This is a genomic window from Reichenbachiella carrageenanivorans (genome assembly GCF_025639805.1).
GTDB classification, from domain to species: domain Bacteria; phylum Bacteroidota; class Bacteroidia; order Cytophagales; family Cyclobacteriaceae; genus Reichenbachiella; species Reichenbachiella carrageenanivorans.
Window position 1 is genome coordinate 1,136,173 of sequence record NZ_CP106735.1, and the last position, 21,911, is coordinate 1,158,083.

Below are 21,911 nucleotides of genomic sequence, written 5' to 3' on the forward strand. Positions count from 1 at the left end.
AAGAATGAACTGGGAAATTTTCATGACGAATCGGTGATAGTTCGAGATGAAAAATTTCATACTCTCCGTAAAGTTGAACCCTTAATCACTCGGTTTCAGCAGGACAGATTCCTGTTTCATAGTTTTGTCCGCCTTATTATGCCCCAAAAGAGCCTATCATTGTAAAATGAAATGGCCAAGAGAAAAAGTGATCCGATGGACAGGGATACCATTCGTGGGTTTACTCATGACATTTATCATCAAAGACCACAAACACGAAGAGCATTCGTTTATCATAAATGTTCTCGTATCTGTACTATTCACTGGTACACTTTGGAATGGTGCTGTGCTAATTATTTTCAAATTAAGGGACTTGATGCCCAAAGTTTCTCAAACGAATAAAAGGCTACTCATTACTTACTTATTCGTTTGCCTATTTATGGTCGTCTGTCCCAACCTCATACGACTCGCACTGGGTATTAGTACCTGGGAAGAAATTGTACAATTTAAAACCATATTCGCACACTCCGAGATCAATATGGTCGCTGCTTTTATGGTTTCTTCTATCTACGAAGGGGCCTATTTTTTCAGCAAATGGAAAGAGTCTTTTGCACTAAATGAACAGCTCAGAAATCAGCAAATACGAACCCAGTTCGAAGTACTACAAAATCAGATGAGTCCGCATTTTTTGTTTAATAGTCTCAACACGCTGACTACTCTCATCGCTGAAAATCCTAAAACTGCTATTGATTTTACCCAGACACTATCGGAAGTATATCGCTATATTTTACAAAACAAAGAGAAAGAGCTCGTTCGGCTGAGCGAGGAGCTGGCATTTTCAGAATCATATATCTTTCTGCTACAGATGCGCTATCCCGAAAACCTGACCGTACATTTTTCGATTGAACCCGCGCTGAAAAACCTATACATCGCACCACTGACCCTACAAATGCTGATCGAAAATGCCATCAAACACAATGTCATTTCCAAAACAGACCCCTTGCAAATCGACATCTATGTGGAGCACGACAAAGACCTCATTGTCAAAAACAATTTGCAGTTTAAAAAGACACTTGAAAAATCTACCAAAACAGGGTTGGCCAATATTCGCAAACGCTACCAATATCTAGGACACCGAGAAATAGAGGTAATCGTTTCTCAAAAAAACTACATGGTGGTCGTACCTTTGATCGAAATGTTGACCGAAGTAGAGTTTAGAAAAGAATTGGAAAATGAAAGTATTGATCATTGAAGATGAGGCTCCTGCCTTTCGGCGCTTACAAAAACTGCTAGAAGAAATCGACCCAGATATAGAAATCGTAGAAGTATTCGACGGTATAAAAGAATCCGTAAAGTGGCTCAATCATCACCAGTGTCCAGATCTTATTTTTATGGATATTCAACTCAGCGACGGGCTCGGTTTTGAAATCTTTGAACAAACACAAATATTAAAACCCGTCATATTCACTACTGCTTTCGACGAGTATATGCTCAAAGCTTTTAAAGTAAACAGCATCGATTATCTACTCAAGCCAATCAACAAAGAAGACCTACAGCGCAGCCTCGACAAGTACCGCCATTTAAAATTACAATTTAGCGAAAGCACCCCCCCAACCATACAGGAGTTAATAAAAAACATCCGATTAGATGACCGTAAATTCAAATCTAGGTTTTTGGTGAAAATGGGAGAAAAAATGATGTCGGTAGAAACCGAAGACATTCTTTGCTTTATGGCCAAATCTGGATTAGTCTATTTGCTCACCAAAGGCGGTAAAAAATACCTAATGGATCAAACCCTCGACGAAATCATGAGAGAACTAGACCCCGACAAATACTATCGTGCCAACAGACAACACATCCTAAATTATGCCGCCATAACAACCATACACAAATTTGGCAAAAGCAAACTGCTCGTAGAAACCACCTTCGACCACGACGAACAAATCATAGTAAGCAGTGAAAAAGCGACTGCCTTTAAACAGTGGCTCGGATAAAACCCGTTGAGTGTTTCATATTTATTATCACATTCTGTTGCAAATTCGTTAATATATTAACTAGTGCCTTTACTTTTTGTCAAAAAAAGACACTAAACCAAATTTCCCAACTATCTTTGAACCCTGACTAATTTATCTTCGTTGAAGAGTTCATTCTATCAACGTAGTGTAATGAACAAAACAACATTAAATATTATCTCAATGGTGAACATCTTTAGGATGTGTTGTTGCTGTATGAATGCATATAGTGGGAGATATACATTTAATGAATTATTGATAAGAAGAAGTTAATCAACATAACAATAAGACATTAAAAGCCTCTCCCGAGAAATCAGGAGAGGCTTTTTTATTGGACTAAAATCAGAATATACCATGCAAAGTTTTAGATCAGAACTTGAAAATTTAGAAAACCCAGTTGTCCAAAAAGACATCATTGCCCTAGCAGACAAAATCCAAATGTTCCGCGAAGGAAAAATCGACCCTGACAAATTTAGAAGCCTACGGTTGGCTCGTGGTGTCTATGGTCAACGTCAGCCTGGCAACCAAATGGTACGAATAAAGATACCATTCGGTAGACTCTCAGTAAAGAAACTCAGAAGAATCGCTGATATTTCAAATGAATTTGGCGGTGGCAACCTGCACGCCACCACGCGTCAGGATATCCAAATCCACTATGTGAGCTTGGATCGTACACCTGAGCTTTGGGCCAAACTGGAGCAAGATGATTTGACCGTGAGAGAAGCTTGTGGCAACACGCTCCGAAACGTAACCGCCTCTCCTGTAGCTGGAATAGACAAAGACGAACCATTTGACGTATCTCCATATGCCTATGCCGTCTATGATTACTTCCTCAGAAATCCTGTTTGTCAAGAAATGGGTCGCAAGTTCAAGATCTCTTTCTCATCAAGCGAAAAAGATACAGGGATCTCATTCATTCACGACATTGGGTTTATCCCAAAAGTAAAAACCGAAAACGGTCAAGAAGTTCGTGGTTTCAAAGTCATGATCGGCGGTGGACTCGGCGCACAACCAGTAGCAGCTCAAAAAGCCTATGATTTCTTGCCTGAGGACCAAATCATTCCTTTTGCAGAATCTCTATTAAGAGTCTTTGATCGCTATGGCGAAAGAAAAAGAAGAATGAAGGCACGTTTCAAATTTCTTATTTCTGAAATAGGCATAGACGAAGTCATGAAACTAGTCGAAGCCGAAAGAAAAGCACTCAGCACTCAGTCTTACCCAATCACCAATACACTGGGTCAGCCAGCGTTGCCAGAAAAGCTTGGCTTCTCTGACAAAGCCATCAATGATCTCGAAAAATACGAAGCTTGGAGAAACACCAACGTTTTCGAGCAAAAGCAAGCAGGCTTCTACGGTGTATCTATCAAATTACCAAATGGCGATATGAATTGGGAAAAAGCACATGCCTTCGGGGATGTAGTATTGAAATATGCTGCAGACGATATTCGAGTAACGGTAAATCAAGGATACATCTTAAGGTATGTAAAAGAAGAAAGCCTAAAGTCTCTATTCGTAGAACTTGACGCACTAAATCTTGCCGACCCAGGATTCAACAGCACTGGCGACATCATCGCATGTGCTGGTACAGATACTTGTAACCTTGGCATATCTAACAGTACGCGAGTAGCGCTAGAGCTAGAAAAAGTAATAGAAAAAGAATTTCCTGAATTGATCAAAAACAACGACCTCCACATCAAAATTAGTGGATGTCCCAACTCTTGTGGCCAACACGCATTAGCGTCTATCGGCTTTCACGGGTCTTCTTTGAGAAACAAGGTGAATAAAAAAACTGTTCCTGCAGTACAGGTGCTACTGGGTGGCGGACTTGGCAAAGACGGCGATGGTTTCTTAGCAGAAAAAGTGATCAAAGTACCAAGCAAGCGTACGCCAGATGTACTTAGAGTGCTCTTCAACGACTATGAAGACAACAGCAACGATGGCGAATACTATTATGATTACTTTAGAAGACAAGGCAAAGACTACTTCTATCAATTGCTGAAATTTTTGGCCGATATGGAATCTCTACAGCCAACCGATTATATCGATTGGGGTAAAGAGGTACAGTTCGAAGTAGAAACAGAAGTAGGCGAATGTGCCGGTGTAATCATCGATTTGTTTTCTACCTTGATGTATGATGCAGAAGACAAATATAAGTTGGCTCAAGAGGCCTTCGACGGAGGTAGTATTGCAGATTCAATTTACCATACTTACAACGTATTTATCAACGGTGCCAAAGCACTCCTCATCGACAAAGGCGTGACCGTAAATACTCAAGTAAGTGTGATGAAGTCTTTTGAAGATGAGTTTGGTCAAGATTTCAATGCCTTGACTGGAGGGTCATTCAAAGATTTTGTTTTGAGAATCAACCAAAACGAACCTACTGAAGCATTTGCGACAGCTTATAGAGAAGATGCTGGTAAGTTCCTTGCTAGAATCAAAGAAGTACAGAAAACGCTGTTGGTAGAAGAGCCAGCATAATTTTAGAAACAAGATATAAGATTTAAGGACCTTCATGCCTTGAATCTTATACCTTGACTCTCAAAGTCTAAATAATATAAAAATGGAAAATCCAAAAGTTCCAAGGTTGACATTAGTGGGTGCAGGCCCTGGAGATCCAGACCTGATCACGCTCAAAGGCATCAAAGCATTGAAAGCTGCAGATGTGGTGTTGTACGACGCACTAGCCAATGAAGAGCTTTTGGATTTTTGTGGCTCTCATGCCAAAAAAGTATTTGTAGGCAAGCGTGCTGGGTTACACCATTACCAACAGCACGTCATCAATCAGATGATTGTGGATCACGCCATCAAATATGGCCATGTAGTCCGCCTAAAAGGAGGCGACCCTTACGTATTTGGTCGTGGACATGAGGAATTGCAATTTGCCGAAAAACACGGACTACTCGTAGATTTGGTGCCTGGTGTAACTAGCTCCATCTCTGTGCCCGCACTCAACCAAATCCCGCTGACCCGAAGAGGCATCAACGAAAGTTTTTGGGTGATGACTGGCACGACCAAAAGTGGACAACTCTCATCAGATATCGCACATGCAGCCAAGTCATCGGCGACAAGTGTAATCCTCATGGGTGTAAAAAAATTGCCTGAGATCTTAGAAATATATACGCAAAGCGGAAAAGCCAATACTCCCGCAGCAATCATCCAAAATGGATCCAGGCCAGATCAAAAAATGGTGATCGGCCATGTCGCCAACTTACAAGAATTGGCAATAAAAAATAATATTGGGTCTCCTGCTATTATAGTGATCGGAGAAACTGTAGCTTTAGGTAAAGAAAAGCTAAACAACACCTTGGATCAAATTGAATGGTCCTCATAAACACCCCAAAAAGATGAAATCGCTCAAAAATGGCAATAATCTCTTCCCAGTATTTTTCAAACTGGAACAGCTACAATTGCTCATTGTAGGAGGAGGCCATGTAGGCCTAGAGAAGTTGACATCCGTATTGAGCAACAGCCCCTCTACCAACATCCGTTTGGTAGCCAAAGAAATCAGCGACGAAGTTCGCGAGCTGTCCAAAGAACACCCCAACGTAAAACTCATCGAAAGAGAGTTTAGACCTTACGACCTAGAGGAAATAGAATTAGTCATCGTAGGTATAGACAACACCCGCACCAGCGAACTTATCCGCGACATGGCAAAAGCACGTGGCCTTTTGGTCAATGTGGCCGACAAACCTGAGCTATGCGACTTCTATCTTGGGTCTGTAGTAAAAAAGGGAGACCTCAAAATAGCCATCTCTACCAATGGTAAATCACCCACAGTAGCCAAGCGGATCAAAGAGTACTTGAACGAGTCGATCCCAGAATCCATAGACGAAGTACTGCAAAACATGAGCAAGATCCGTGAAAAACTACACGGCAACTTCGACTTCAAGGTGCGTACGCTCAATAGCATTACGAAGGATTGGTTGAAGAAGTAAGGAAATTTATTAAAGAGGTTACTTCAAGTAACCTCTTTTTCTATCCTCTACATTTAACTATTGCCTCCACAAATCCCTAACTTCGCATTTTAATTGAGGAAAATATGATTTCAGTAGACGCAGTAGGGGTAGAGTTTAGTGGCACGACGTTGTTTAGCAACATCAACTTCAATATCAACAATGAGGATAAAATAGCCCTCATGGGTAAAAATGGTGCGGGCAAGTCTACCTTACTCAAAATTATCGCAGGCAAGGACAACCCCACACAAGGTAAAATTTCTGCACCCAAAGATGCCGTGATTGCCTACCTGCCACAGCATTTATTGATCAATGACGACTGTACGGTGTTCGAAGAAGCATCTAAGGCTTTTTCAGAAATGCAGGAGATGAAACGCCAACTAGATGAGCTTTCGCTACAGCTCGAAACTCGAACGGATTACGAATCTGATGCCTATTCCAAAATCATCGAGCAAGTCTCCGACCTCAGTGAAAAATACTACAGCGTAGAAGAAGTAAATGTGGATGCAGAAGTCGAAATGACGCTACTAGGCCTTGGCTTCCTTCGGTCAGATTTTACCCGACCTGCTAGTGAATTTAGTGGAGGGTGGCGCATGCGTATAGAACTCGCCAAAATTCTGCTAAAGAAACCAGATCTAATCTTACTCGATGAGCCGACCAACCATCTCGATATAGAATCGGTACAATGGCTAGAAGATTTTTTGAAAACCAGCGCCAAAGCCGTAATGGTAATCAGCCATGACAGGGCCTTTGTGGACAGCCTAACAAACCGTACGATAGAATTGACTGGAGGCAGAATCTACGACTACAAAACCAACTACTCACACTATCTCGAACTTAGAAAAGAGCGTCGCGAGCAGCAACAAAAGCAGTTTGACGATCAGGCCAAGGAGATCGCCAGTATTCAGCAATTTATCGATCGATTCAAGGGTACCTATTCCAAAACACTACAGGTGCAATCCAGAGTAAAAATGCTCGAAAAAATGGAAATCGTAGAGGTAGACGAAGTTGATACCTCTGCCTTGAATTTGAAATTTCCACCTGCGCCTCGATCAGGCAAATATCCAGTGATTGTTGATCAATTGGCTAAAAACTATGGTGACCATACGGTTTTTAAAGATGTCTCTCTAACAATAGCCCAAGGCGAAAAGGTCGCATTTGTTGGGAAAAATGGAGAAGGAAAATCTACGCTGATCAAAGCCATCATGGGAGAGATCGAGCATGAGGGCAATATGCAACTCGGCCACAACAGTTTGATAGGCTACTTCGCGCAAAACCAAGCGGCACTGCTCGATGAAAAGCTCAGCATTTTTGAGACCATTGACGAAATCGCCAAAGGTGATATGCGCACAAAAGTCAAAGATCTTTTGGGTGCTTTTATGTTTAGCGGAGATACAATTGAGAAAAAAGTAAAGGTTCTCTCTGGTGGAGAGCGCACTCGGCTAGCCATGATCAAACTACTCCTTCAGCCAGTCAATCTTTTGATCCTCGATGAGCCTACCAATCATTTGGACATCAAAACTAAAGACATACTCAAAGATGCTTTGAAAGCCTTCGAAGGAACCTTGATCTTGGTCTCTCACGACAGGGATTTCTTAGACGGATTGGCCTCCAAAGTATTCGAATTTGGCAATCAACGAGTAAAAGAACATTTTGAAGACATCAATGGGTTTTTGAGAAACAAAAAGATAGAGAACCTCAAAGAAATAGAACGTAAGGTGAAGGTCTAAAAAACCTAAATCTAATCATTCAAATAAGCCTTGCGCTGGTTTCGATGAAATTACTGTACTTTTATTGAGCAACAGCAAACAGGATTTTGAAAGTTACCATTCGTCATTTATCGTGTTTCCTCATCAGTCTTTCTGTATGGGGAGCTATTACTTCCTCCTATGCGGAAGAGGCCAAGCTGTCTGTTGTTTCAGAATTTTCATACCTCCTAGATGCAGAAGGTTCTCTTACCTTGAAAGAAGCTACAGATCTTCTGCGACAGCAACAGTTCGTTTCGGTCTCTTCTGAGCTCATCAACTTTTCGATACAAGATTCCGTCATTTGGTTTGCCTTTAATCTATCCTCTCAGGAGGAATATTTGAATATAGGCAATGAATCTACCGTTTGGACCGCTACGCTATATGCCAAAGACTCGCTCAGCGACTACCAATCCATCGTAACATACGATCACCTTATGGGGGCACAACAGTCGGGTCTACTGCCGTTTCGTACGTTAGGCATTCCTCTCAACGGCGCGCAAGATTACCTCCTCCGCGTATCCGCCAGGCGACATAGAAACTACTCTCTAAAAACAGGAGACCTATCCGCTATGACTAGCTTCCTCATACAAAAGGAGATCATCCCCGTGGCATTCATCGCATTTATGCTCTGCATTTTTATCTACAATGTTTTCCTTTTGGTTTCGACCAAGGACTTCATATTTATTCCCTATTTGGTCTATGTGATGTTTGTGGCCTATGCGGTGCCATTTCATGGTGGATATGTACTGTTTAGCAAATCTTGGATGTGGCAAGGCGTACCGTTTTATACCATATGGACGAGTATTGGCTATTTGTCTGGGGCAATCTTTGCCATCATGTATTTAGATCTCCGAAACACGGCTCGCCACTTTGCCCAATGGATCACATTTCTCACGGTCATGTTGGTCGTCGTCGTTCCGCTATTAGACGCTTCGCTCATGGTACCCATAGGTACTATGGCTAAGATCGTTTCCATCACTTCTTTGCTTTTTAACCTTAGTCTTTGGGGATCAGCCGTTTATGTCTGGGTCAATGGATTGGCACATGCCAAATTTTACGTCACGGGCTGGCTGTTTGCCATTTCGAGTATGGTGCTGTTTATTCTTTCTACCAATGGTATCATCCCGTACAATAGCTTTGTGGAGCAATCTTTTTATTACGGATTTGCTATAGAGGCCGTGCTATTCGCTTTCGCCTTGGGCGACAGAATGAACATTCTGAAAAGAGAAAAGCGGGCATTAGAAAAAGCTCACATCAACTACATTACCGAGCAAAATCGCTTGCTTGCCAAGCAGTCCTTTATGAACTCGCACATGCTCCGTGCCCCGCTTTCGCGAATCATGGGACTGACCAATTTGCTAAAGTATCCCAACTCTGCTGATGAGCATGAGCACTTCGTGGGCCTTATAGAAAAATCGACAGAAGAGATGGACGGCATTGCCAAAAAAATGTCGGCCATGCTAGAAGAACATGGCTATCTGGATCAATACCAAGAGGACTTCGAGAGTGTCAAACAAAGCATTTATAAAGACCTCGAAAAAGATCGAAAATAATTAGACCTTTGCTAAAACTCCTCCTCTATCAAAACCTTATTAGTAACTACCCCTGCTATCAAGCCTGAAGATACCGCTAAAGCCACCGACCTGAAATTCGAGTTGTCACCACAGGCATATACACCTGGCACCGTAGTGCACTGAAATTCATCTACTGTTATCAATCCCTCATCGCTGAGTCCACATCCCAAAGTCTCAGGTATAGCACTATGCTGTACAGTAGGTGCCGATGAATATATAGCACTTAACTTATGCCCCGTTCCTCCAATCAGTTTCAACTCTTTGATTTGCCCTTTTTTATGTACTAGCTTTTCAATTGGCGTTTCTACTATAGCTATGCCATGAGCAACTATTTTTTTCGCTTGTTCATCTGTCAAAGTAGATGGACCGTTGGTAAAAAGCGTCAGATTCTTTGTCCAATTAGAAATAAGTATAGCGTAGTGATTAGCCTTTTCTCCATTGGCGATAATGCCTGTGGGCTGATGATGTACTTCATAGCCATGGCAATAAGGACAATGCAAAACAGATTTGCCCCAGCATTCGGCAAACCCGTCAATGTCTGGCATAAGATCTTTTAAACCCGTCGCAAAGATCAATTTCTTGGCCGAAAAATGCTCACCCGCTTGAGTCGTAACCTTAAAGCCACCAGCGGTTTGAATGCCCTGAATAGCTACTCCATCAAGAAAATGGACAGTATCATATTTCTCTACCTGTGCCTTAGCCGTAGCAGCTATTTCACTCGGAGTCACTCCATCTTGAGTTAAAAAATTATGAGAATGAGGAGTAGGTTCGTTACAAGGTTTTTTGGCATCTATCACAAGAGTCTTTCTAAGTGACCGGCCAAGTGTAAGAGCCGCTGATAACCCTGCATAGCTCCCTCCTATGATAATGACTTCGTAAGTTGTGTCCATGATATGGTCTTTTGATTCCCACAATCATACGACATGTTTTGCAACAATGTTGCGAATATGAAAGTATTATCAAAATCCTTTATGGAAATAGCCGACTATTAGCACTCACAAGTGAATATCCTTATTTGAAAATATTCGTAAAACAGGTACTATGAACTCAAAACACTCCTTTCTATCTTTTACTCCAGAGAAAAGTATAACTAGACTTACGGGCTCGTTCTCCATTTGGAGAACCCTAAGTAACTATGAGCGCCTACACCTCTCTGCTCCAAAAAAATCGATGAGTCAATATTTGAAAAAATAAATCATGACACATTAATCTCTTTCTAACTGTCCATATAACGCTTTAAAGGCCTGATAAATACTTACATGAAGCACGGTCGCATGATCTTCTTTCTCAAAATACTGGTAATCAAGCTTCAGGTCTTTGCCTCCTTCTAGTGTCAGTGCTTCATAAAGCCCTGCTGCCTCTTTGATCATCATGGGGTGCTCTTTGCCCACAGATACGATCACCTCTATCCCTTTATATTTCTGCTTTTTGATCAAATCTCCCATCTGCTGATACATGGACTCATTGTCCCACCACAGACTCGGGCTCACAATCAAATACTTGGTAAATAGCGACGGGTCTTTGAGCAATATCTCTGTAGCCAACAACCCGCCTAGCGACTGACCTATAAGGATTCGCTCTGTGTTCACTTTATAATTAGCCGATAGGTACGGCTGTAGTTCATCTTTTAAAAAAGCTATAAAATTGGCTGACCCACCCGTAGTTGGATAGTCTTTCTGAAGGGACTTGTCTGTGGTAGGAAACGTAAAATCACGCTTGCGATCTACATTGGCTATCCCCACCACGATCGTAGGCGGTGCCTGAAACTGCAAATCGAAAAACTGCACCAAGCCCACGATGTGCAAAAAGTCTTCGTCCGCAGAGCCATCCAGCAGATAGATTGTCTGATAGCTTACAGTATCATTGGGATAGCCCTTTGGCAAATAAATATTTAGCGTACGGGATTCTCCCAAATGTTTGGATTCGATGGTTTGAATCTCACCAATAGTAAACGAAGATTGTGCGACAGCACTGATCGAAAACAAAAGAATAGCAAAAAGTAATTGTATTGTAAGTCTCATCTGATCTTTGGATTGGTAGCTACTGTAAGCTACTATGTCAATCACAAATCTCATGGTACAAACCGTATGAACGGTCAAAAAAAGACCCACAGGTGCGGCCTGCTGCTACTCCTATGGGTTCTACTTGAAAAGGTTTCCGTGATAAGGCACTGCCTCAATCTCTTTTGGAGCGGCTTGCGTTTTTTAGCCTTGCCTACTCCTCAGATATAAAGACGAACACATACGGATCATCCCTACCTTTGCAGAAGAAATAGATCGAAAAAAATTATCGCTTATAAAAAATGTAGTCTGTGACGATAGACGTCATGCCGTTTTGACGCAAGTCAGAAATGAGCTGCCCTCTATGGTGGGTCATGTGATTGGTCGCATGAAACAGGATGTCTCTTATTGAGTTTTCAAAAGTTTGACCCTTCGAATTGGTATAAAAACAAGGCTGACTCAAATCAAAGCTGTCAAGAATCTGTAGACTTTTGTCAAAATTTTCACCATCCAATGCTTTACAGTCTTTGAGTGAATGCACTTGAAAAACGCCAAGTGGCACTAAATCAAGTATTCGGGCGTTCCAGATTTGATGTGCATTGATCATATGAGAAAATAGTGGAATACTCCGATCCGTCAATCTCACTTCATGTTCGATCAGTTGATCTGCCAGACGTTGGTTCGTCTGGTGATGGTAGTCAAACAGGTCTCTGAAAAAAGGTATCATGTATTGAAATTACTACTTTTTCTTCAAACTCAGGGCGATCAAACCCACGATAGGCCCTATTGCCAAAAGGATATAACTGTACTGAGCGCCTAGCAAAGGAAGAAAGTGACTCACCAACAAGATGCTGACGATAGAAATAGAAAAACCAAGACAGTTTACAATCGTAAGTGCCGTCCCTTTGAGCTGAGCAGAAGTATTTTGTGCCACTAGTGTGGAAAACAAAGGTGAATCGGCTACCACGGCCATCCCCCAGAACAATAGATAGCCCAAAAACAAATAAGATGAGGACTGAGTAAAAAGCCACGGAGACACCAAGCAGCACAATCCAGAAAACAGCAGCGAAACAAAAGCTACTCGTTTGGCACCCAAATAAGCCGATAGATAACCACTGCCCACACAAGCCAATCCGCCAATTGCTATAATGGCAAACGACCACATGGGAATATTGAAAGTATACGTGGGGTGCAACTGTATATAGGCCGTCAGCATCACTGGCACAAAAGCCCAAAATGCATACAGCTCCCACATATGACCAAAATACCCAAAGGCAGCAGATCTAAAATTAGCATTTTTAAAAACCTTGAAAACAGCCATCAGGTCTAGCCCTGTACTTTGTTGCCGATAGGGGCCATCAGCCACACCAAACCGCATGAGCAACCCTCCCAATATGGCAAAACCTGAGGTAGTCAATAACACAACATGCCAAGACAAGTCGGCACTCGTGCCCCGAAGCCAGTGTGGAAATGCCGTCCCCAGCACCAGCGCACCCACGAGATAGCCTAAAGACTGACCTAATCCTTTTGTGTAGTAATCTGCGGCTATTTTCATGCCCACAGGGTAAATGCCAGCGAGAAAAAATCCAGTCAAAAACCGCAAGGTCAATAGACTACCCAATCCGTGACCATCCCAAATCATGGCCAAGTTAGCTCCCGCACCCAGAGTGGCACAAACCATAAAAACTTTGGAAGGAGAGTATCTATCCGTGATGGTAAACAAAGCGAATAGCAACGTACCCGCAATAAAACCCAGCTGCACCGCAGAGGTCAAATGCCCCAAGGCAGTATCGGTCAGACCAAAGTTAGCCATGAGATCGCCAAGTACGGCATTGCCCGCAAACCACAGCGAGGTACACAAAAACTGCGAAAGGACAATGAGCGGAAGGATGTGCTTAGGTGGTTTCAAAAGGAGACGCCGTTTGTTTTCGCAATCATAATTAAAAGCACAGGTAAATCAGCTAAATACCTCATCTAATACCGAAAACAGAGCTATAAACGTATCATTAAGTTAAATAACTTATTATTAAGTTTGTAAACTTAGTAATAAGTTGTACTATTGTATAGCTGATTAAAATTAAACTCAATAGTATGGTTACTTTAACTAAGGCAGAAGAGAAGATTATGAAAATTCTCTGGGGTATCGAAAAAGGTTTTATCAAGGATATCATCGATCAATACCCCGACCCTAAACCTCCTTACAATTCTGTCTCTACGATTGTGAGAGTATTGGTACAAAAAGAAATCATAGGCTTTACGGCTTACGGTAAATCTCACCAATATCACCCACTGATTAGTAAAGAAGAGTACAGCGAGGGGCAGCTGTCACGTTTGGTGAAGGACTATTACAGCAATTCACTCACCAAAGTGGTCAACTTTTTCTCTGAGAGCAAAGAGCTTTCTGAGAAAGAGCTTGACGAAGCCATGAAAATGCTCGAAGCACTTAAATCTCAGAAAAATGGATAAGACCATATGGTATTTGATGGAATCCAGCGTGATGCTGGCCTGCCTCTATGCACTCTATGTATTGGTTTTGAGAAAGGAAACTTTCTTTATGCTCAATAGATTCTATTTGATTGGGATCGTACTTTTTAGTTTGATTTTTCCGTTTTTGAGTTTTGATTTTAATCCAGCACCTGTCGCCAAAATACCCATTCAGGAAATCAGCAAAGCCAGAACATCGTATTACGATGCTTTTGCCGATTGGACGTATGTCCAAACTTCTACAGCACCTATTGCTCCTTCCCCCTCTCTGTTTAGTGAAATCAACTGGATAGAAGTGGCGCTTTGGATGCTAATAGCTGTCTACTTGATTGGCGTAGTGGTTTGTTTGTCGCGCACAGTATTGACGATGCAGTGGATCTACGGCTTGATTCGAAGACACTCACAAGCGTTGTTTGACAACATCAAAATCGTGAAACTGAAAAACCCAATGGCTCCTTTTTCATTTTTGAATTATGTCTTTGTGCATGAAGAAATGATAGGTACCACGGAATTTGATCACATCCTAGCTCATGAGCGAACGCATGTACAGCAGCTACATTCTTTAGACTTAATTTTTGTTCAATTATTGGCGGCCTTTTTCTGGTTCAATCCTGTGATCTGGCGGCTGATTAAATCCTTAAAAACTACACATGAATATATAGCAGATAACAACATCCTAAACGAGGGTTATTCCTTAGTTCAGTATCAGACCTTGCTTTTGAGACAATTGATCAGCAACAACTCTTACGGGTTGGTACACAACTTCAATTTATCATTTATAAAAAAGAGAATAACCATGATGAAAAATAAAAAATCAGGCGGGTTCGGCAAAGTTAAAGTAGCTGGCGCCTTAGCATTCACGATAGTATTTAGTCTTGTAATGATTCAGTGCAACTCCACTACGGACGAAGCTGAAGTGGACAACACAGGCTTGGCCAGTAGCTTTGAGTTACCAAAAGTTCAAGATGTGGGTTACACCAAGTATTTGGGGAAAAATTATAATATCATTCCCTTCAACATCACCAATAGTCAAGTCTATCAAAAAAGCACACCAACAGCGATCAAAGACATTGAATCTGCATTGCAAAAAGCAAATATCCAGTCTGATGATATCGTCTTGTTGGAAATTAATAAAAATCAAACGATGGGGTTTGTCAGAGAAGTACAAGATGAACTGAGAAGGCTCAACCAAAGGAAGATCCTTTACGTCAGCGAATCTGAATCTGGCAAGCTCATAGAAACGGCGATATTATTACCACCACTTCCTGGCGATGACAGACCGGGTGTACCTCAACTACCAAAAATTGATGAGGAGTACATAGCAAAAACTGGCATTGATATTCTGAAAATTAACCTTGGAGAAGACGCAGGCAAGACAAATCAGGATCTTGTAAACGCTATGGTACGCAAGCACATAGAAATGGGCTCTACCAACTATTGTGTAAGTGCTAAGTTTGAAGATGATGATACCTATGACTCCTATTTGCGCAATTTGATCTACATCATGGAAGGATTCGATGTGATTTATCAAGAAAGAGCTTCGGAGATGTTTGGTGTAAACTTTTTCGAATTGGATAAGAACAACCCAACAGAATTGGCCCAATATCAAGCAATTCGTAAGGGAATACCACGGGCAATATCCATCGCCGAGAAATGAATCTTTCAAATAGCCAAGGGGTTAAATCCTTGGCTATTTTGATTTCTTATACCTCATCCGGCTGTAGGTTTTTTCACTTCACGCTTGGGCTTCGTATTTGGCTTCTTCGCGTACTTCTCATCCAATCGAACGCTTTCTTTCTCTATAAACAAAATCAACTCATCAAAATCATTTTGTGAAACCACACGGCCTTCCTTGAGTGGAAAAATTCTAGCCACGGGAAACCGAGCATTGAGCTTGATGGTGAGGTCATAATAATTTCGGAGTCGTTCGTCTGGGATATCCAAAATGCAGGGGACTTCTCTTTGAACATCTTCTGGTAAGAGCCAAGGCACCAATTCAGACCCATTTTGCATGTATCTTTTGAGCAACAGTCTTTTGTTAGGGATCGCCTTTTCACGTGTCCACCACAAATCTTCCACCTTTTCCATCGCTAAAAACGTTTCTTCTATCTCATCTACAGCCACTAGCGATTTCAGCGTAGAAGCTAACAACTGTGTGATGGCTTCTTCATACTCCAGTTCGCTTTGCAAAGCCAATATACCCAATCGTGCCCCCAATAAATTAGAATATAAATCTTCTGGCGAAAAACTAGAAAAACGCTCAGGTACCATCGGGATATATGAAGCACCAAACCAGGTACTGATCTCATGCCAAACAGAGAGATCATAAGCCATGCGCCCAGCCAGTTCATACCGATCTACATGACTAGGTATCGAAGATTTTTTTAGTGTAAGCATCTTTGGGCCTCCTTCGGTACCCAACGCTAAAGTAATCACATCTTTAGTCTCTTCTGAGGTGAGCATAACATACAAATAAGCCGTCCAATCTGCATAATCGCGCAAATGCCCCAAATCCACAAAACCGCCTTTTTGGGTATAAATAATGCCATTGCCTTCGGATGGCCCTCCCAAATACCGGTGCGTACCCAAGTCGTCCAACGACATGATATCCGTTTTTTTCACAAAAGGAATCCTTCCCACACTCACCTCTGAGCCAAAAGCACAACAAATACGAATGACCTTCGCTGGCGGATGAGCCAACTCTTTAGCAGAAAGTACAGGTGCTTTAGCTTGGGCTGGTGCTATAAGTACCACCCACAAACTGATAAAAATCCACTTCATCTTAACTGTTTAACACCTCTTCATAATGCACTTTCAGACGATCCAGATTGATACCATTCAAAAAAGAAGAATAGCTCAAATAAGACAACAAAAACCTTTTATCCTTGATCCATGGAGGGAAAAATTGAGGTTTTTCAATCAAGCCCATTTGGGAAAGCTGCTTGAGTACCGGCAAATCCATGATGTCTAACTTACCACAAAACAATAGATCCAAATATTCGAGTTTTCCCTTGCTGATTGCTACACGCAAAAAATTGTGTACAGTGATCAGTCCTTCCAAATACACCAAGTCCTTGGTAAATGGCGCTTTACCTGTTACTAAACCGCCCCTAAACACCCGCTTGGTGCTTTCAAAAGATTGATCGGTATTGTCGGTCTTCTCCAGATAATATTGATACACATCCAAAAAGCTGGCGCCGTCTATTGCCATCTGAATGGCAATGACTCTATCCGACAATCGCTGCAAACGGTCCAAGTCGATAGATCCCGTGATAAACTCGGCAAATACGGCCAAGCCTTCTTGGGTTTTAGTCGTCCCAGGATGCCCTTCGCGTAGTATCTTTAGATTGGGCTGCATATAGCCGTTGAGAGAGGTTGCCACGTGCACGAATAGCTCATGCTGAATAAGCTGATTCACATCCTTGTCGGTAAAGGTCGCTGTCGGTCTCAAAAACACTCTTCGCCTACCCGCCAACGCATTAGAAGCCAGCGTTTCATCCATCACAATCTCTGGCGCCAATTCTCCAAAACTGTCCTTCACGACTTTTCGCATGCTTTTAGCCAAAGCCTCAGCACTAAATTTAGCCTCTAAAGGCGCTCCGAGATCCATGTTTTTTACATTGTCGAAAATCGAATCGAAGTGATGCGCCAACTCTAGCGTGGTATGCAGTCCATTTTGCAATGCATCTTTGGGTTTTCCATAGAGCGCCTCCGCATGGGTGAAAAACTCGGCTGTACCTCGTGTACTTAGCAACAAGGCGCTACTTTCTATTTTATTAGCAATAGATGTAGCCCAACTATTGACTGGATTAGACGCCCCTCCTATCATTGTTCTCAGGCCTTTGACCTGATTCAATACAGGTTTAGGATCATAGGGGTCATAACTGACCACAGGCAGTTTCTTTGCTTTATTTTTGAAAAATTCGTCTTTGACCTCTTGCGACCAAGCGATATTTCTCAGGATACGAACCGATGATGCCGCTACCTGCAATCGGTCGCTGATCTCAATGATTCGCTTTTTCTCTGCATCCATAACTTTATGAAGTATAAAACCTCAATAAAAATACAGCAGGAGCAAATGATAATGATATATTAATCCTTTATTTATTTACACAAAAGAGCCCCCTTGGTGCTATCTGGTCACCAAGGGGGCTCTTTCACTATTATCGTAAGGTTTTAAAACCCTTCTTGGTCGATAAGGTAAATCAACGCTGCCATAGAAGCCGCTCCCAGTTCCAATTCACGCTTGTTTACTTTATCAAAAGTGTCTTCTGCCGTGTGATGATAGTCGAAATAGCGCTGTGAATCAGGCATCAGCCCAATCAGCACGGTACCCTGATCCTCTAGTGGGTTGATGTCTGCGCCTCCATAGCCTTTCACCATTTTTCGCAATTCATAAGGAGCCAATAACGGTACCCAGCTTTGCATTTTGGTCAATACTGCATCGGTAGACTTGATCCCAAACCCTCTAGGTGTGAACCCTCCTGCATCTGACTCCAAAGCCGCCAAATGCTTTTCCCCTTTTTCTTTGGCCACACGAGCATATTCCAAACCGCCACGTAAGCCATTTTCTTCGTTCATATACATCACCGCTCTAATTGTACGCTTGGGGCGAATGCCTGTGGCTTTGAAAATCCTGACGGCTTCTATCGCCTGTACACAGCCAGCCCCATCGTCATGGGAACCGTCACCTACATCCCAAGAATCAAGGTGGCCAGCCACTACAATGTACTCATTGGGTAGGGTAGTTCCGGTCAGCTCTCCGATTACATTGTACGAAAGTACATCGGGTAGCATCTCGCAGTGTGTTTCCATATAAAACTGCAGTCCTTTGTTAGTCTTCAAGGTTTTGCTCAGATAGTTGGCACCTATGGTACTGATAGCTACGGCTGGAATTTGTGTCACGCCATCTTCATAAATGAGTGTCCCTGTATGTGGTACATCGTCGAGTGCCAATGTAAGCGACCTCACCACTACACCTACAGCTCCGTATTTGGCGGCAGCCGAAGGACCTACCACACGCTGGTCTCCTGCACCACCATAAGCATGACCTGTATTGATATGTTTGGCATCCATCGGCCTATTGAAAAACACGATTTTACCTTCAATATTCTTCTTACCTAGTTTTTCCAATTCTTCTAGGCTTTGTAGTTCGATTACCTCGGCCAAAAGGCCTGACGGACCTGTGCCTACACTATTACCAAGGGCAATCACGTTCATGTCTTGCGATCCAAAAGTTTTTGCATTTACGATTCTACCTATTTCCTTTTGTCCACGTACCCAATGTGGCACCATCACTTCTTGCAAATAGACCTTGTCGAAACCCAGCGCTTCCATTTGCTGGCGGGTGTACTCCACTGCTGCAGCTGCCGAAGGTGAACCACTCAATCTATGACCGATATTTAGCGACAAATATTCGAGCATGGGATAAGACTGTCCGTTGGTCAGCGCCTCGTCGAAGATGGTACGGAGATTTTTTTCGTGATCTTGCGCTTGAGTAGACACTAGAGCGATAAGCAGCAATACTGCTGCGAGCAAACATTTTTTCATGATTGGATCGTTGATTAGTCTGAAAAATAATTGTGTGACAAGATTAAACTTTAGCCTTTTGAATTCACCAATATCTACTCACATTTTTAGAAAACATTACATGAGTGGCTCAAAGCCCTCATGGGTTGGCTTATTCCTCACTCAGGACGTAATGCCAGTGGCTGACCTGCCTGCTGCATAATTTCTTCTTTGTTCATCAACTGCCTTCTGTATTCGCCTTTCACGTACATTTCGGCTTGGTCTGCATAGTGTGGAGACAGGACATTGCCTGAGTTGCCTGTGGGCAATATGCTCCAGCTGTTGCCCTCCACGTCTGCAAAGTCTACAATCCGTCTGGTAGAAGGCCCCGCCAATGTTTTGTATTGTCCATCTGCCGTCCAGCGATAGATATAGTTGTTGATTACTTCGTTGTTGCCTGGTACAGCAAAGGGACCAACATTGAAAAATTTTCTAAGCAATTCTACAGCACCCAGCACATGGCCATGCTCTAGCGTATGTACCCGCCCCCATGTCCATTGGCTCATGTCTTTGCCTAACTGCTTTTCTAATTCTATTAAGCCATCCGTAAAGGCCGTTGTGATAATTTGTGAACGGGTTTCTATCTCTGGCGTATGAGGATTGTCCCACCAGCGCGAACTGTCATTAGCAAAGAGCAGCTGGTAGCTGCGTTTCATAAGATGTGTTTTCATGTAAATGTCAAAACCTTCCGCTCCGAGTTTATTCATAAAGATACCTTCCTGTATTTTATATATCAGTTTGTTGTAAATAGTGGGGGCTATGCCGTCTAACGGATAATTGCCCTCCCAATTACCCAAAAGGTGAATGGCTTCTTCTTCGTTTTCCGAATTGACGAGTTTATCATCTATGGCAGCCAGTATCGATGCCACCACTTCGGGTGAATTTTCTGACGTCACATCTAGCATCATCTGTTTGGTGTCTTCCACATCCCACCGCTTGTCTTCGCTCAGCAAATGGTCTATCCTTCTGGCTCTGTCCTCTGGCAAATAGTAGCCTGGCACGAGAAGGCCCTTGGTGGTATCGGTCTGATTGTTGGCACTATAGACATAGCCCCAAGGTGTGTTTTCGGCTTTGGGGTTGTAGGTGAAATCATAGAACCCGAGCACGTCGTTGGCTCCCGACTGACCGTCTAAAATCAGCTTAGAATTGACCCCCTTGGCGCGCTTCATCAGGTGAGCCGACGACCAGCGGGCGTAGTTATTCTGATGATCTCCATACATGACATTGAGTCCAGGACCATGGATCTGGGCTACGGTATTTCTCATGTCTGTAAAATTTTTGATGTGTGAAAAATTGTAAGTCACCTCCAATATTTTTCCACTTTTTTGGGTGTAGACCCAATACAAAGAAACTGGTGGCCAATTATCATCTAGTGCCAGCGCTTCGTTCATCACGGGGCCATGGTGGGTGTGTTTGATACTCATTTCGACGGCCGTCGAATCTTTGACTATAATTCGCTCCTGTCTGACCTCATAGGGTCGAGCCTCCTCTTTATACAAATATTCGTTAGGATTGTCTGGGTTGGTTTTTTCAAAATACAAATCAATGTCGTCATTTTCAAACATGGTTAATCCCGTAGCATATTGCCTATTGTGTCCCATGATAGCAAAAGGATATCCCGCCAAATAATACCCGTAAAAGCTGGTCTCTGGTGTTTCTATATGAGCCTCATACCATACTGCTGGTTGTGAAAATCCAATGTGAGGATCGTTGGCCAAAATGACCTTGCCCGACTTCGTTTTTTTACCGCCCAATACCCAGCTGTTGCTCCCAATCATCGGGGCAGCTGGCAGATCTAACAGAATCTGATCGATGCGCAAGGCCATCTGATCCATAGACGAAGCTGCCACGAAGCTTTTCATGCGTGTGTTCGTAGGGTGAATAGCTACATCCAGATCATTGAGATAGTCGGCACCATACTCCTGTAAAATTCGGGTAACAATAGGTTCGGTTTTTTGTGCGGCAGCAAAACTAAAAGACATATAGCCCATGGTGTTGTAGACATCGATAAGCGAAAAAGGTGTTTTGTCCACTCCCACAAGCGTAAACTCTATAGGTGTAGGGCCTTGGTCGATAAAGGCATTGATGCCAGCCAAATAGGCCTGAGCAGCAGCTTTGATCTTGGGATCGCCATGGGCTTCGAATTCCACAAGCGTCTGCTCTGAATACTGCTGCAAGCCCATGGCACGAAAGAGCTTATCTACCTTGAGCAACTTGCTACCAAATATCTCAGACAAACGACCTGGAGCGATCCTGCGGACAACCTCCATCTGCCATAAGCGGTCTTGTGCATGGGCATAGCCCAATGTTCGATAGGCATCGACTTCATTGTCGGCATAGATGTGTGGAATACCAAAATCGTCGTAATAAATAGTGGCCTCTGATGTAAGACCCGGCAATGATACCTCGCCGCTATATTGAGGCTTGAGGGATTGCAAATACCAAAAGGTGGCCACACCGATGAGCACAAATACCAATAGAATAGTTAGTGTTTTCTTTAGCATGATTGGGGTTCATGTGATGAATGATCAAGTTAGCTACTCTACGTTTTTCGAACAAACGAGTTATTTGTTTTAATTTATTTGGTGGTAAA

The 21,911-nt window shown here is 42.7% G+C and carries 17 protein-coding genes; 9 read left to right on the plus strand and 8 right to left on the minus strand.

What is annotated here, in order from left to right:
- Positions 1-166: 166 nt before the first annotated feature.
- The 7 genes from N7E81_RS04500 to N7E81_RS04530 all read left to right on the plus strand — a co-directional run bounded on the left by N7E81_RS04500 (position 167) and on the right by N7E81_RS04530 (position 9,245).
- Complete coding sequence (locus tag N7E81_RS04500; RefSeq protein ID WP_263052088.1) at positions 167-1,231, plus strand: sensor histidine kinase; 1,065 nt, start codon at positions 167-169, stop codon at positions 1,229-1,231.
- The gene (locus N7E81_RS04505; protein ID WP_263052089.1) at positions 1,212-1,973 is read left to right on the plus strand and encodes a LytR/AlgR family response regulator transcription factor; all 762 of its coding nucleotides are present in this window, start codon (positions 1,212-1,214) and stop codon (positions 1,971-1,973) included. The genes N7E81_RS04500 and N7E81_RS04505 overlap by 20 nt, the downstream gene beginning before the upstream one ends.
- A 372-nt stretch (positions 1,974-2,345) precedes the next feature.
- Positions 2,346-4,469: a nitrite/sulfite reductase gene (locus tag N7E81_RS04510; RefSeq protein WP_263052090.1), complete on the plus strand. Its 2,124-nt coding sequence runs from the start codon at positions 2,346-2,348 to the stop codon at positions 4,467-4,469.
- 82 nt (positions 4,470-4,551) lie between these two features.
- Complete coding sequence (gene cobA / locus N7E81_RS04515; RefSeq protein WP_263052091.1) at positions 4,552-5,322, plus strand: uroporphyrinogen-III C-methyltransferase; 771 nt, start codon at positions 4,552-4,554, stop codon at positions 5,320-5,322.
- A 13-nt stretch (positions 5,323-5,335) separates the two neighbouring features.
- Positions 5,336-5,926, plus strand: a complete 591-nt coding sequence (locus N7E81_RS04520) for a precorrin-2 dehydrogenase/sirohydrochlorin ferrochelatase family protein (protein ID WP_263052092.1) — start codon at positions 5,336-5,338, stop codon at positions 5,924-5,926.
- A gap of 104 nt (positions 5,927-6,030) precedes the next feature.
- Complete coding sequence (locus N7E81_RS04525; protein WP_263052093.1) at positions 6,031-7,674, plus strand: ABC-F family ATP-binding cassette domain-containing protein; 1,644 nt, start codon at positions 6,031-6,033, stop codon at positions 7,672-7,674.
- Positions 7,675-7,760: 86 nt separating this feature from the next.
- The gene (locus N7E81_RS04530; RefSeq protein WP_263052094.1) at positions 7,761-9,245 is read left to right on the plus strand and encodes a sensor histidine kinase; all 1,485 of its coding nucleotides are present in this window, start codon (positions 7,761-7,763) and stop codon (positions 9,243-9,245) included.
- An 11-nt stretch (positions 9,246-9,256) separates the two neighbouring features.
- Here N7E81_RS04530 and N7E81_RS04535 read toward each other — a convergent pair whose 3' ends face one another.
- From N7E81_RS04535 to N7E81_RS04550, 4 genes are all read right to left on the minus strand, one after another.
- Positions 9,257-10,156 carry an NAD(P)/FAD-dependent oxidoreductase gene (locus tag N7E81_RS04535; protein WP_263052095.1) on the minus strand — a complete coding sequence of 300 codons (900 nt, stop codon included), beginning with the start codon at positions 10,154-10,156 and terminating at the stop codon, positions 9,257-9,259.
- 315 nt (positions 10,157-10,471) lie between these two features.
- On the minus strand, positions 10,472-11,341 hold the full coding sequence (locus N7E81_RS04540) for an alpha/beta hydrolase (protein ID WP_263052096.1): 870 nt from the start codon (positions 11,339-11,341) through the stop codon (positions 10,472-10,474).
- 211 nt (positions 11,342-11,552) lie between these two features.
- Positions 11,553-11,993, minus strand: a complete 441-nt coding sequence (locus N7E81_RS04545; protein WP_263052097.1) for a DinB family protein — start codon at positions 11,991-11,993, stop codon at positions 11,553-11,555.
- Positions 11,994-12,005: 12 nt separating this feature from the next.
- Positions 12,006-13,175, minus strand: a complete 1,170-nt coding sequence (locus tag N7E81_RS04550) for an MFS transporter (protein ID WP_263052098.1) — start codon at positions 13,173-13,175, stop codon at positions 12,006-12,008.
- Between the two features lie 182 nt (positions 13,176-13,357).
- Between N7E81_RS04550 and N7E81_RS04555 the strand changes: the two genes are divergently transcribed.
- Both N7E81_RS04555 and N7E81_RS04560 read left to right on the plus strand, forming a co-directional pair.
- Entirely contained in the window at positions 13,358-13,732 is a 375-nt protein-coding gene (locus tag N7E81_RS04555) for a BlaI/MecI/CopY family transcriptional regulator (protein ID WP_263052099.1), read from the plus strand.
- A complete protein-coding gene (locus N7E81_RS04560) occupies positions 13,725-15,407 on the plus strand; it encodes a M56 family metallopeptidase (protein WP_263052100.1) in 1,683 nt (560 codons plus the stop codon). Before N7E81_RS04555 ends, N7E81_RS04560 begins: the two co-directional genes overlap by 8 nt.
- A 53-nt stretch (positions 15,408-15,460) precedes the next feature.
- Here the strand turns inward: N7E81_RS04560 and N7E81_RS04565 are convergent, their stop codons facing one another.
- The 4 genes from N7E81_RS04565 to N7E81_RS04580 all read right to left on the minus strand — a co-directional run bounded on the left by N7E81_RS04565 (position 15,461) and on the right by N7E81_RS04580 (position 21,822).
- Positions 15,461-16,531 (minus strand): DUF4056 domain-containing protein, encoded by a 1,071-nt coding sequence (locus N7E81_RS04565; protein ID WP_263052101.1) that lies wholly within the window; start codon positions 16,529-16,531, stop codon positions 15,461-15,463.
- Between the two features lies 1 nt (position 16,532).
- Positions 16,533-17,783 carry a flavohemoglobin expression-modulating QEGLA motif protein gene (locus N7E81_RS04570; RefSeq protein WP_263052102.1) on the minus strand — a complete coding sequence of 417 codons (1,251 nt, stop codon included), beginning with the start codon at positions 17,781-17,783 and terminating at the stop codon, positions 16,533-16,535.
- 143 nt (positions 17,784-17,926) lie between these two features.
- The gene (locus N7E81_RS04575) at positions 17,927-19,300 is read right to left on the minus strand and encodes a M20/M25/M40 family metallo-hydrolase (protein ID WP_263052103.1); all 1,374 of its coding nucleotides are present in this window, start codon (positions 19,298-19,300) and stop codon (positions 17,927-17,929) included.
- Positions 19,301-19,437: 137 nt separating this feature from the next.
- On the minus strand, positions 19,438-21,822 hold the full coding sequence (locus tag N7E81_RS04580; RefSeq protein WP_263052104.1) for a penicillin acylase family protein: 2,385 nt from the start codon (positions 21,820-21,822) through the stop codon (positions 19,438-19,440).
- Between the last annotated feature and the right edge of the window lie 89 nt (positions 21,823-21,911).